The sequence below is a fragment of the Rhizobacter sp. genome (genome assembly GCF_032229685.1).
In the GTDB taxonomy this organism is placed as follows: domain Bacteria; phylum Pseudomonadota; class Gammaproteobacteria; order Burkholderiales; family Burkholderiaceae_C; genus LMDS01.
Genome location: NZ_JAVTWP010000040.1, coordinates 431,989 through 445,031, shown reverse-complemented (window position 1 = coordinate 445,031; position 13,043 = coordinate 431,989). Strand labels below are relative to the sequence as shown.

Annotated in this window: 10 protein-coding genes; 2 read left to right on the top strand and 8 right to left on the bottom strand. The window is 67.2% G+C overall.

What is annotated here, in order from left to right; translation table 11 throughout:
• Positions 1–52 precede the first annotated feature (52 nt).
• Positions 53–814, top strand: coding sequence for a hypothetical protein (locus AC30PD_RS20135; protein WP_489537467.1), 762 nt, complete (start codon positions 53–55; stop codon positions 812–814).
• 12 nt (positions 815–826) lie between these two features.
• On the opposite strand, the gene AC30PD_RS20130 is transcribed toward AC30PD_RS20135, so the two are convergent.
• The 8 genes from AC30PD_RS20130 to AC30PD_RS20095 form a co-directional block, all read right to left on the bottom strand.
• Positions 827–2,725 (bottom strand): ATP-binding cassette domain-containing protein, encoded by a 1,899-nt coding sequence (locus tag AC30PD_RS20130; protein ID WP_489537466.1) that lies wholly within the window; start codon positions 2,723–2,725, stop codon positions 827–829.
• An 82-nt stretch (positions 2,726–2,807) separates the two neighbouring features.
• The gene (gene gshB, locus AC30PD_RS20125; RefSeq protein ID WP_489537465.1) at positions 2,808–3,755 is read right to left on the bottom strand and encodes a glutathione synthase; all 948 of its coding nucleotides are present in this window, start codon (positions 3,753–3,755) and stop codon (positions 2,808–2,810) included.
• A gap of 21 nt (positions 3,756–3,776) precedes the next feature.
• Positions 3,777–4,967: a benzoate/H(+) symporter BenE family transporter gene (locus AC30PD_RS20120; RefSeq protein ID WP_489537464.1), complete on the bottom strand. Its 1,191-nt coding sequence runs from the start codon at positions 4,965–4,967 to the stop codon at positions 3,777–3,779.
• A gap of 40 nt (positions 4,968–5,007) precedes the next feature.
• Entirely contained in the window at positions 5,008–6,888 is a 1,881-nt protein-coding gene (locus AC30PD_RS20115) for a potassium transporter Kup (RefSeq protein WP_489537463.1), read from the bottom strand.
• A gap of 206 nt (positions 6,889–7,094) precedes the next feature.
• Positions 7,095–8,390 carry a glutamate--cysteine ligase gene (gene gshA / locus AC30PD_RS20110; protein ID WP_489537462.1) on the bottom strand — a complete coding sequence of 432 codons (1,296 nt, stop codon included), beginning with the start codon at positions 8,388–8,390 and terminating at the stop codon, positions 7,095–7,097.
• Between the two features lie 189 nt (positions 8,391–8,579).
• Complete coding sequence (locus AC30PD_RS20105) at positions 8,580–10,106, bottom strand: ammonium transporter (protein WP_489537461.1); 1,527 nt, start codon at positions 10,104–10,106, stop codon at positions 8,580–8,582.
• Positions 10,107–10,129: 23 nt separating this feature from the next.
• Positions 10,130–10,468, bottom strand: a complete 339-nt coding sequence (locus tag AC30PD_RS20100; RefSeq protein WP_489537460.1) for a P-II family nitrogen regulator — start codon at positions 10,466–10,468, stop codon at positions 10,130–10,132.
• Positions 10,469–10,490: 22 nt separating this feature from the next.
• Positions 10,491–11,231, bottom strand: coding sequence for a TorF family putative porin (locus AC30PD_RS20095; RefSeq protein ID WP_489537459.1), 741 nt, complete (start codon positions 11,229–11,231; stop codon positions 10,491–10,493).
• Positions 11,232–11,502: 271 nt separating this feature from the next.
• On the opposite strand from AC30PD_RS20095, the gene AC30PD_RS20090 reads away from it, so the two are divergent.
• A complete protein-coding gene (locus AC30PD_RS20090) occupies positions 11,503–13,029 on the top strand; it encodes a YifB family Mg chelatase-like AAA ATPase (RefSeq protein ID WP_489537458.1) in 1,527 nt (508 codons plus the stop codon).
• Positions 13,030–13,043: the final 14 nt, after the last annotated feature.

The window sequence follows — 13,043 nt, the reverse complement described above, 5'->3', positions numbered from 1 at the left end:
ATCCGATCATGGGGTCGCGCAAGCCCCCGCCACACGCCAGAATGCGGGCGTCATGAACGGCGAGTTGTTCGATTCCACCATCCCCTTCGGCGAGCCGGAGCTGCTGCGCGCGAGCGCCTTCCGGCGTTACCTCGACGAGCTGGGCGCCGAGTCGCGGCGCCTGGGCATGGGGCCGCGGATCTCGCGCATCTCGCAGCTGAGCCCTTCCCTGCGTGCCGACCTGCTGCGCTTCGAACAAGATGGCGGCTCCGAAGCGATGGAAGTGCTGGCAGCCTGCGTGCGGCACGCCAAGCGAGTGACCATTCACCTCAAGTGCGGCGACAAGGTCTTGCCGCTGACCGTGTTCCCGCAGGAGCGGTTGATCCACTGCCCGATGAACATCGACGAGTTGATCGAGCGCCACCTGCTCGAACTGCGTGTGATGCACGTCGAGCCGGCGCTGTTGCGCCCACCCGGCGACAGCGACGCGGCGCTCGTCGGCGACACCCAGCTTCACCACCCGCTCGCCCCGCTGCTCTGGGAAATGGCGATGCGCGGCCCGCGCCGCGAGTTGTTGCCCGAGATCGCCGGGCCGGCGGTCTACCGCGTTTCGCCGGGTCTCGACATCGCCGCGCTGCCCGCCAGCGGCGTGCTGAAAGCGGCCATCGAGCGGCTGCGCCCGCAGGCGGCAAACCTGCAAGAGATCGCCTCGTGGCCCGCGCTCGACAAAGAGCGCGCCGCTCGCCTGCTGAACGCGCTGTACCTGCAGGCAGGGCTGATCGTCAGCCGCTCGCACCCGGCCGCGGTTCGCGACAGCTGGTTCGGCGGCCTGTAGCCGAAAAGCCTTTCAGCGCGCGCCGAGCGCTTCCCAGCGTTCCATCGCCGCCAGCAACTCGTCGTCGATCCTGGCATGGCGCGCTTGCGCCTTCATCGCGCGGTCGGCTTCCTTCGTGTACGACTCGGGCTGGGCCAGAAACGTGGCCAGTTCCTTCTGCTCGGCTTCGAGCGTTTCGATGCGCTTGGGCAGTTCGTCGAGCTCGCGTTGTTCCTTGTAGCTGAGCTTGCGCGCTTTGGCGGCCGGCACCGGCGCGGCGACGGCGGCCTTGGTTGCAGGCGGCGTGTCCTTCGACTTGCCCGCCGCACGCGCAGCTTGATCCCGCAACAGCTTCGCGCGATCACGCTGGATCTTCCAGTCTTCATAACCACCTTCGTACTCGCGCCACTGGCCAGGTGACTCGTCGCCTTCCCAGACGATGGTGCTCGTGACCACGTTGTCGAGAAAACGCCGGTCGTGGCTGACGAGGAAGACCGTGCCCTTGTAGGCCTGCAGCAGTTCTTCGAGCAGTTCGAGCGTGTCGATGTCGAGGTCGTTGGTCGGCTCGTCGAGCACCAGCACGTTGGCGGGCAGCGCAAACAGGCGTGCCAGCAGCACACGGTTGCGCTCGCCACCGCTGAGCGTGCGCACCGGCGAATTAGCACGCTCGGGCGAGAACAAGAAGTCGTTCAGGTAGCTCATCACGTGCTTGCGCTGGCCGGCAAACTCGACCCATTCGCTGCCCGGGCTGATGGTGTCGGCCAGCGTCGCGTCGAGGTTGAGCGTGCTGCGCATCTGGTCGAAGTAGGCGACCTCGATCTTGCTGCCCTGGCGCACCGCGCCGCGCGTGGGCTGCAGTTCACCGAGGATGAGCTTGAGCAGCGTCGTCTTGCCGGCCCCGTTCGGGCCGATCAGGCCGACCTTGTCGCCGCGCAGGATGGTCGCGCTGAAGTTCTTCACGATGACCTTCTCGCCGAAGTTCAACGACACCTCTTTCAGCTCGCCGACGATCTTGCCGCTGGGCGCACCCGAGTCGATCTCGAGCCGCACCTGGCCGAGCGAGTCGCGCCGCTTCTGGCGTTGGTCGCGCAGCACCTCGAGGCGCTGGATGCGCGCCACGCTGCGGGTGCGGCGCGCTTCCACGCCCTTGCGGATCCACACCTCTTCCTGCGCCAGCAGCTTGTCGGCCCGGGCGTTGGCGAGCGCGTCGGACGCGAGCTGCTCTTCTTTCATGCGCTCGTAGGCGCTGAAGTTGCCGGGGTAGCTGCGGATCGTGCCGCGGTCGAGCTCGATGATGCGGGTGGCCACACCGTCGAGAAAAGCGCGGTCGTGGGTGATCAGCATCACGCTGCCCTTGAAGCCGCGCAGCAGTTCTTCGAGCCAGGCGATCGAGTCGAGGTCGAGGTGGTTGGTGGGCTCGTCGAGCAACAGCACGTCGGGCACGGCCACCAGCGCCTGCGCCAGCGCCACGCGCTTCTTCATGCCACCCGAAAGCTGCCCGATGTCACGCGAGCCGTCGAGGTGCAGTTGCGCGAGCGTGGTCTCGACACGCTGCTCCCAGTTCCAGGCGTCGAGGGCTTCGATGCGCGTTTGCAGCGCGTCGAGGTCGACGCCGTCGGCGTGTTCTTCATAAGCTTGCCGCACCGCGCGCGCTTCGGCCACGCCTTCGCTCACCGCTTCGAACACGCTGTGGCCGGGCTCGAACACCGGCTCCTGCGGCACGTAGCAGATGCGCACGCCCTGCGTCATCTGCAGCAGGCCGTCGTCGAGTTTTTCGAGGCCGGCGATGATCTTCAGCATCGACGACTTGCCAGCGCCGTTGCGGCCGATCAGGCCGAGCCGCTCACCGGCTTCGAGCGAAAACGCCGCTTCGTCGAGCAGGGCCACGTGGCCGTAGGCCAGGTGGGCGTTGGAAAGGGAAAGGACAGCCATGGAGTCTCACGCGGCAGCCCGCGTCACGCGGGCTGCTTTCAGGGAAAACGCGGATTATCCCAGTGCGCGCGTCGGCGCGTGTTCAGCGCGCGACCGCTGCCTCCAGCGCATCGACGAACATCTTCGCCACGTCGAAGCCGCTTTGCTGCGTGATTTCCTGGAAGCCCGTCGGGCTGGTCACGTTGATCTCGGTCAGGCAGTCGCCGATCACGTCGAGCCCGACCAGCAGCAGCCCGCGCGCGGCGAGCACCGGGCCCAGGGTTTCGGCGATCTCGCGGTCACGGGTGCTCAGCGGCTGGGCCACGCCCTTGCCCCCGACCGCCAGGTTGCCGCGGATCTCGCTGCCTTGCGGAATGCGCGCGAGCGAATGCGGCACCGGCTTGCCGTCGATCACGAGGACGCGTTTGTCGCCCTTGGTGATCTCGGTCAGGTAACGCTGCACCATCACCGTCTCGGCGCCGCCCTTGTTCAGCGTCTCGACGATGCTGCCCAGGTTCAGCCCGTCGGGACCGACGCGGAAGATGCCCATGCCGCCCATGCCGTCGAGCGGCTTCAGGATGATGTCCTTGTGCTGGGTGTGAAAGCGCTTGATGTCGTCTTCGCTGCGGGTCACGAGCGTCGGCGAGATGAACTGCGGGAACTCGAGGATCGCGAGCTTCTCGGGGTGGTCGCGCAGGGCGCGCGGGCTGTTGAAGACCTTCGCCCCTTCGCGTTCGGCCTGGCCGAGCAGGTGCGTCGCGTAGAAAAATTCGCTGTCGAACGGCGGGTCCTTGCGCATCACCACGGCGTGCACGTCGGCGAGCGCGACCACGGCCTCGGGCTGCGCCTTGAACCAGACCTGGCTGTGGCCGGTGAGCGTGAAGCTGCGCATCGGCGCGCTGACACGCCCGCCCTGCTGCCACATCAGGTCCTTCGGTTCGCAGGCGTGCAGCGCGTGGCCGCGCGCCGAAGCCTCGCGCATCATCGCGAAGGTCGAGTCCTTGTAGGTCTTGAAACTTTCCAGCGGGTCGGCGACGAACAGCAGGTTCATGGTGGTGTGTCTTCTCGGGAATCAGGGGCGCGCGGTCGCGCCGGGCCGCCACTGTTGCACAAACAGCGCCAGCGCGCCGGCGACCACGCCCCAGAAGGCCGAGCCGATGCCGGCGAGGCTCACGCCGCTGAGGGTGACGAGAAAGGTGATCAAGGCCGCTTCGCGGTGCGCCTCTTCTTTCAGCGCGAGCGCGAGGCCGCCGCCGATGCTGCCGAGCAGCGCGAGGCCGGCGATCGCGACGACCAGCTCGCGCGGGAACGCCGTGAGCACGCCGGTGACCGCCGCGCCGAACAGGCCGACGATGCAGTAGATCAGGCCGCAGGCCGCGGCCGCCATGTAGCGCTTCTCGGGGTCGGGGTGGGCTTCGCGGCCCATGCAGATCGCGGCCGTGATGGCCGAGAGGTTGAGCGCAAAAGCACCGAAGGGTGCGAGCACGAGCGTCGCCAGCCCGGTCAGCGTGACGATCTTCGAGATCGGCATGTCGTAGTGCGCGGCGCGGATCGCGGCCACGCCGGGCAGGTTCTGCGACGCCATCGTCACGACGAAGAGCGGCAGCGCCAGGCTCACGGTGGCGCGCCAGCTGAAGTCAGGCGCGGTGAATACCGGAACCGTCAGGCCCCAGTGCACCCCTTCGAGATGCAGCTGGCCGTTGAAGGCTGCGAACGCGACGCCCGCCGCAAGCACACCCGGCACCGCGTAGCGCGGCCACAGGCGCCGGCCGACGAGGTAGGCCGCGAGCATCAGCAGCACCAGTGCAAAGGCCGACTTGAGCGCCACGAACGCGTCGAGCCCGAAGCGCGTGAGCACACCGGCGAGCAAGGCGCTGGCGATCGGCATCGGGATGCGCGAGAGCAGTTTCTCGAACCAGCCGGTCACGCCGAACAACATGATCAGCGCGGCGCAGACGATGAAAGCGCCGGTCGCCTCGGCCATGCCGAAGCCGCCCGCGATGCCGGCGGTCGCGAGCACGGCCGCGCCGGGCGTGCTCCAGGCCACCATCACCGGCTGGCGCAACCACAGCGACGGCAACAAGGTGCACAGGCCCATGCCCAGGCCGAGCGCCCACATCCACGAGCTGATCTGCGCCGGCGTGGCGCCGAGCGACGTGGCCGCCTGGAACACGATCGCCACCGAGCTGGTGAAACCGACCAATACGGCGACGAAGCCGGCGGTGGCGGCGGAGAGCGACAGGTCGGAGAGGCGGGCTCGCATGCAGCGAGGATAACGGCGGGGCATCGCCCGCTCGTCAGGCCTAGATTTCGAGCTTGGAGCCGAGTTCGACGACGCGGTTGGCCGGCAGGCTCAGGAAGTCTGCCGCCGCGGCCGCGTTGCGGTGCATGCCGACGAAGAGCTTCTCGCGCCAGTCGGCCATGCCACCGCCGGTGGTCGGGATCACGATGTCGCGCGACAGGAAGTAAGAAGTGTCCATGTCGTCGATGACGCAGCCGCGGTTCTGCAGCAAGGCCAGCGCTTCGGGCACGTCGGGTTCGTTCTTGAAGCCGAAATTAAGCGTGACCTGCCAGCAGTCGTGGCCGAGCGGCTCCATCTCGCAGCGTTTGTCGAAGCCGATCCACGGCACCTCGTGGTGCTTCACGGTGACGAACAGGTTGGTCTCGTGCAGCACCTTGTTGTGCTTCAGGTTGTGCAGCAGCGCGTTCGGCGTGAGGCCCTGGTCGCTGACGAGAAAGACCGCCGTGCCCTGCACGCGCGTGGGCGGGCTCACGAACACGGCTTCGAGAAAACTCTTCAGGTCGATGGCGTCTTCGCGCAGCCGGGCCGACATGAGCCGGCGGCCCTGCTTCCAGGTCATCATCAGCGTGAACATCACCGCGCCGATGGCAACCGGGAACCAGCCGCCGTCGAACACCTTGACCACGTTCGCACCGAAGTAGATGAAATCGACGACGAAGAAGAACACGGTGGCCGCGAAGCTGAGCGACCAGGGGTACTTCCAGCCGTAGCGGATCACGAAGAAGGTCATCGTGGTCGTGATCAGCATGTCGATCGTCACGGCGATGCCGTAGGCGGCCGCGAGCTTGGTGGTCGACTGGAAGATCACCACCGCGACCACGATGCAGATGTACAGGCTCCAGTTGATGAAGGGGATGTAGATCTGGCCGGTCTCTTTCACCGACGTGTGCAGTACCCGCAGGCGCGGCAGGTAACCGAGCTGCATCGCCTGCTTGGTGACCGAGAACGCCGCCGTGATCAGCGCCTGCGAGGCGATCACGGTGGCGCAGGTGGCCAGCCCGATCAGCGGGTACAGGGCCCAGGTTGGCGCCATCTCGAAGAACGGGTTCCCGACCTTGCTCGGGTGTTCGAGCAGCATCGCGCCCTGGCCGAAGTAGTTGAGCACCAGCGCCGGCATCGCCAGGCCGAACCAGGCCAGGCGGATCGGCTTCTTGCCGAAGTGCCCCATGTCGGCATAGAGCGCCTCGGCGCCGGTGACACACAGCACCACCGAGCCGAGCGCGATGAAGGCCACACCCGGGTTGCCGACCAGGAACACGAGCGCGTAGTGCGGGCTCAGCGCCCACAGGATGGTCGGGTTCTCGGCGATGTGTTGCAGCCCCAGCACCGCGAGCACGCAGAACCAGATCACCATCACCGGCCCGAACAAGCGCCCCACGCTGGCGGTGCCACGGCGTTGCATCATGAAGAGCGCGGTCAGCACCACCAGGGTCAGCGGCACCACGTAGCGGTGCAGCGCCGGCGCCGCGACCTCGAGGCCTTCGATCGCCGAGAGCACCGAGATCGCCGGCGTGATGACGCCGTCGCCAAAGAAGATCGCGGTGCCGAAGATGCCGAGCAACAGCAGGCGCTTGCGCAATACCGGCCGGTCTTTCACCGCCTGCGAGGCGAGCGCGAGCATCGCGATCAGGCCGCCTTCGCCGTTGTTGTCGGCGCGCAGGATCAGCACCACGTACTTGACCGACACCACGACGGTCAGCGTCCAGAACACCAGCGACAGAACGCCGTAGATGTTCTCGGCGGTGAGCCGCACGTGGCCGTGGGCGAACACTTCCTTCAGCGCGTACAGCGGGCTGGTGCCGATGTCGCCGTAGACGATGCCGATGGCACCGAGGGTGAGGCCGGCGAGGGCCGACTTGCTGGGCGTGGAAGTGGAGCTCACTCGGGGCGAACGCTGTTCAGGACCGGGGTCGGTTCAGGATTCATTGTGCACTCGGGCCACGCTGCAGAGACACCCGGAGTCGGGGCCCAACATCGGCACGGAGCGAGATTCTGCGCCCGGGCGCAGCGCGCGCCAGCCCCGGCTCGCCCCATGTTGCGGCGCAGCAACCGTGCGCCGCAGACGATTGCCAAGCCCGCAGCGACAGGCTATTCGTAGACTTCGGCGTCGGGGTCGGTGGCTTCGAGCTCGTAGCTTGCAGCCACCATGGCCAGGCGCGCGACCACGCCGTACATATAGAAGCGGTTGGGCGCGCTGGCGCCGGGTTTGGCGCCCGGCTTGGGCAGCTGGTTGTGCTCGGCGAAGGCCAGCGGCACGAAGCTGGCGCCGGGCGCGTTCAGGTTCTCGTCGATGCCACGCCCGGCGTTGACGCGGTAGAAACCGCCCACGACATAGCGGTCGATCATGTAGACGACCGGCTCGGCCACGGCATCGTTGACACGTTCGAAGGTCGGCACGCCTTCCTGCAGGATCACTTCGCTGCGCTCCTGGGCGCCCTCGGTTGCGCCCACCTTGCTGCGCGCCTGGCGGTACACCTCCGACAGTTCCTTCGGGTCGCGCACCGTCATGACGCCCATGCCGTGGGTGCCGGCGTCGGCCTTCACCACGATGAAGGGCTTTTCCTGGATGCCGTATTCCTTGTATTTGCGCCGCACCTTGCCGAGCAGGGTTTCGGCATTGCTCATCAGGCACTCTTCACCGCTGCCGTCGGCAAAGTTCACCTCGCCGCAGCGCGCGAACATCGGGTTGATGAGCCACGGGTCCATGCCCAGCAGCTTGGCAAACTTCTTCGCCACTTCTTCGTAGGCCGCGAAGTGTTTGGTCTTGCGCCGCAAGGCCCAGCCCGCGTGCAAGGGCGGCAGCAGGTACTGCTCGTGCAGGTTCTCGAGCACCTTCGGGATGCCGGCCGACAGGTCGTTGTTGAGCAGGATCGTGCAGGGGTCGAAACCCTTCAGCCCGAGGCGCCCGCGGGTGCGCACCAAGGGCTCGAGCGTGAGCGTGCTGCCGTCGGGCAGCGCCATCTCGGTCGGCTTGGTGATGCTGTCGTCGAGCGTGCCCAGGCGCACGTTCAGGCCGGCCATGTGGAAGATCTGCATCAGGCGCTGCACGTTGGCCAGGTAGAACGTGTTGCGGCTGTGCTTTTCGGGGATCAGCAGCAGGTTCTTGGCTTCGGGGCAGATCTTCTCGATGGCCGCCATCGCCGCCTGCACTGCCAGCGGCAGCATCTCGACCGTCAGGTTGTTGAAGCCGCCGGGGAACAGCTTGGTGTCGACCGGTGCGAGCTTGAAGCCGGCGTTGCGCACGTCGACCGAGGTGTAGAACGGCGGCGTGTGTTCCATCCACTCGAGCCGGAACCAGCGTTCGATGGCCGGCAGCGACTCGAGAATGCGCTGTTCGAGTTCGTTGATCGGGCCGGTGAGTGCGGTGATGAGATGAGGAACCATGGCGGAGCCCGGGAAGATGCTGCCGCGAAGATGCGCGGGAGAGAGATTCTAGGCATCTGGGGTTGCGGGCGGCGAGCGCAAGGGCCGACGCCAATGCCGGCGGGCGCAAAAGAAAAGGGCCGCGATCGCGGCCCTTTCCACCTTGAAGGGGTCGCCAGGGGCGACCCCGCTATCGTCTTCAGCGAAGCGTTAGTTGTGGTACGCCGTTTCGCCGTGGGCACTGATGTCCAGGCCTTCGCGCTCGTCTTCTTCGTTGACACGCAGGCCGACGACCTTGTCCACGATGAAGTAAGCCACGAACGAGACCACGCCCGACCACACGATGGTGAGAAGCACCGCCTTCAGCTGGATCCAGACCTGCGCGCCGATGCCGTTGGAGATCACACCCGCCGTGACCCAGTCACCCACCAGGCCGGGGCCACCGAGCGATTGGGTGTTGAACACGCCGGTGAGCAGCGCGCCGACGATGCCGCCGACACCGTGCACGCCGAACACGTCGAGCGAGTCGTCGGCACCGAGCATCTTCTTCAGCCCGGTCACACCCCACAGGCAGGCGAAGCCGGCGATGAACCCGATGACGATCGCGCCCATCAGGCCGACGTTGCCGCAGGCCGGGGTGATCGCCACCAGGCCCGCCACGGCGCCCGACGCGGCACCCAGCATCGAGGCCTTGCCCTTCATCAGCATTTCGCCGATGCACCAGGCCAGCACGGCCGCCGAGGTGGCGCTGAAGGTGTTCATGAAGGCGAGCACGGCGCTGTTGCCGGCTTCGAGCGCCGAGCCGGCGTTGAAGCCGAACCAGCCCACCCACAGCAGCGCTGCACCGACCATCGTCAGCGTCAGCGAATGCGGCGTGAAGGCTTCCTTGCCGTAGCCGACGCGCTTGCCGATCATGTAGGCACCCACCAGCCCCGCCACGGCAGCGTTGATGTGCACCACGGTGCCGCCTGCGAAGTCGAGCGCCCCCATCTGCCACAGGTAACCGGCCTTGGCGTTCATCGCATCGACCACTTCCTTGGTGGCGTACGCGTCCGGGCCCATCCAGAACCAGACCATGTGCGCGATCGGCGCATAGCTGAAGGTGAACCACAGCGCCATGAACAGCAGCACCGCCGAGAACTTGGCGCGCTCTGCGAAGGCACCCACGATCAGGCAGCAGGTGATGCCGGCGAAGGTGGCCTGGAACGCGGTGAACAGCATCTCAGGGATGTAGACGCCCTTGCTGAAGGTCGCGCCCATCGCGAAGGTGCCGGTCGCTGGATCGAACAGGCCTTTCAGGAACAGCCGGTCGAAGCCGCCGATGAACGCGTTGCCTTCGGTGAACGCCAGGCTGTAGCCGTACACGCACCACAGCACCACGATCATCGAGAACGTGACCATCACCTGCATCAGCACCGACAGCATGTTCTTGCTGCGCACGAGGCCGCCGTAGAACAACGCCAGGCCGGGCACGGTCATCATGATCACGAGCAGCGTGGCCACGATCATCCAGGCCACGTCGCCCTTGTTGGCCACGGGCGCCGGAGCGGCAGAGGCCGCAGCGGAAGCGGCTTCGGCCGACGCTGCGGGTGCAGGCGCGGCGGCAGAAGCCATCGCCGCGGCCGGAGCCGCCGCCGAAGCGGGTGCCGAAGCAGCGTCTTGCGCAAAGGCGGTGCCGGTCAGGCCCGCCAAGCCCAGGGCGAGCCCCAGGGTGAGGGAAGCAAAGAGTTTTCTCATGGTTGTCTTCTTGTTCCTGTGCGTCAGAGCGCGTCTTTGCCGGTTTCGCCGGTTCGAATGCGCACGACCTGCTCGAGGGTCGACACGAACACCTTGCCGTCGCCGATCTTGCCGGTGCGGGCCGCGCTTTCGATCGCTTCGATCACACGGTCGACGATCGCGTCGTCGACCGCCGCTTCGATCTTCACTTTCGGCAGGAAGTCGACCACGTACTCCGCACCGCGGTACAGCTCGGTGTGGCCTTTCTGGCGGCCGAAGCCTTTCACTTCCGTCACCGTGATGCCCTGAACGCCGATGGCGCTGAGTGCTTCACGAACTTCGTCGAGCTTGAAAGGCTTGACGATCGCAGTCACCATCTTCATGGCAGTTCTCCCGGGTTGAGATTCAGAACGTCTTCTTGACGCCGACGACCAGGCCGGCCTTGCCGAGGTCCTTGCCGTTGGCGGGCGAGGCGTAGGCCTTGGTGCCGCCGATCGACTTGGTGCTGGCGCCGACCACGCCCGCGCTGAACACGAAGCCCTGGTAGTCGTAGCTGGCGGTGAGCGAGTAGTCGGTGTACGAGAAGTCGCCGTTGTGCGCCACACGCTGATAGCCCACGTGCGGGGCGAGCATCACGCCGCTGCCCACGTCGAACGAAGCGCTGGCGTCGATGTAGCCGCTGTTCTTGCTGTCGGTGAAACCGAACAGGTCGGTCACGCTGTGCGAATACTTCAGGGTGGCCGGGCCGAAGCTCACGGCGCCATAGACTTCCGTGGTGTTGGCGCTGGTGGCGAGCTTGTTCTTCGGGTACTGATAGCGCAGCACGCCGACGTCGAAGGTGACGTCCTTGGCGATCTCGCCCTTGTAGCCACCGTACAGGTCGACCTCGACGTTGGCGTCGCCGCCGGCATCTTTGATCCACTTGATGTTGGTGGCCCAGGCGCCGACGTAGAAGCCGGCCGGCAGGGCGTAGTCGACACCGGCCTGGACGGCGGGCTTCAGGCGGGTCTGCGAAATGCCGCGATAGCGGTAGTCGCTGACGAGCGCCACGTTGAACGACAGCGGGCTGGCTTCTTCGGCGTGCACGATCGTCGGCAGGGCCGAGATGGCCAGGGTGGCAGCAAGCGCGAGAACGGTCTTGTTCATGTCGGAAATCTCCAGAGGCGGGTGTTGGACGGGCAAAGTGGCTCCGGACACGTTTTGCAGCTTTTGTGCCAAGCCCCGTGCACGGCCATTTGCCCCATGACAGGCCATCGATGATTCAAACCAGGTCGCCACCGCACTTCATTGGTGCCATCTTTTTGGGTGACTCCTTTTGGTGCACCCGTCGGCCGCCGTTCCGTGCATTCACGGCGGGCACAATCGGCCGACGAACCGCAGAGCCGGCAGGCGTGCCGGCTTCGCACCAGGGAGAGCCATGTCGCTTGCCGTCATCCACAGCCGGGCGCTGCACGCCTTGCAGGCCGCCGAAGTCACGGTCGAGGTGCACCTGGCCAACGGGCTGCCGAGCTTCACACTGGTCGGCCTCGCCGACACCGAAGTGAAAGAGGCGCGCGAACGCGTGCGCGCCGCGCTGCAGAACAGCGGGCTGGAATTCCCGGCCAACAAGCGCATCACCGTCAACCTCGCCCCTGCTGACCTGCCGAAAGAATCGGGCCGCTTCGACCTGCCGATCGCGCTCGGCATCCTTGCCGCCAGCGGCCAGGTCGACGCCGCGCGCCTGGACGCTTTCGAGTTCGCCGGCGAGTTGTCGCTGGCGGGCGACCTGCGGCCGGTGCGCGGCGCGCTGGCCATGGCGCTCGCGCTGCGGCGGCGTGGCGCCGGCAGGCAGCGCGCGCTCGTGCTGCCGCTGGCCAGCGCGCAAGAAGCGGCGCTGGTCGACGGCCTGGCGATCCACGGCGCGGCGCACTTGCTCGACGTGATCCGCGCGATGTTGCCGGGCGATGCCGAGTTGTCCGCGCCCTTGCCGCTGACCACCGCGTCGGCGCCGTCGATACCGGCCACGTTGCCCGATCTGCGCGAGGTGAAAGGCCAGTCTGCGGCGAAGCGCGCACTCGAGATCGCCGCCGCCGGTGGCCACAGCGTGTTGATGGTGGGCCCGCCGGGCACCGGCAAGTCGATGCTGGCGCAACGCTTTGCCAGCCTGCTGCCCCCGCTCGCGCCCGACGACGCGCTCGAGTCGGCCGCGGTGCTCAGCCTGACCGGCGGTTTTGCGCCCGAGCGCTGGGGCCAGCGGGTGCTGCGCTCGCCGCACCACACGGCCTCGTCGGTCGCGCTGGTCGGCGGCGGTTCACCGCCGCGTCCGGGCGAGATCTCGCTGGCGCACCACGGCGTGTTGTTCCTCGACGAGTTCCCGGAATTCCAGCGCGCGGCGCTCGAAGCGCTGCGTGAACCGCTGGAGACGGGGCGCATCGTGATCTCGCGCGCCGCGCGGCAGGCCGAGTTCCCGGCGCGTTTTCAACTGATCGCCGCGATGAACCCTTGCCCCTGCGGCCACCTCGGCAGCCCATTGCGGGCCTGCCGCTGCACGCCCGACGTGGTGGCGCGCTACCAGGGGCGGATCAGCGGGCCCTTGCTCGACCGCATCGACGTGCAGGTCGAGGTGCCTGCGGTTCCGGCCGAGGCGCTGGCCGCGGCGCCCGACGGTGAAGCCAGCACGGTCATCGCACAGCGGGTGGGGGCAGCGCGCGATCGTGCGCTGGCGCGTCAGGCCGGGTTGAACTCGATGCTGGCCGGCGACGCACTCGATCTGCATTGCGCGCTCGACGCGCCCGAGTCGAAGTTTCTGCAGGCCGCGGCCGCCCGCCTGGGCTGGTCGGCGCGCGGCTTCCACCGTGTGCTGCGGGTCGCTCGAACGATCGCCGATCTGGGCGGGGCCCGCCACATCACCACGGCGCACCTGGCCGAAGCGATCCAGTACCGGCGCGTGTTGACCGTGCAGTGACGCGCCGGCGCCGC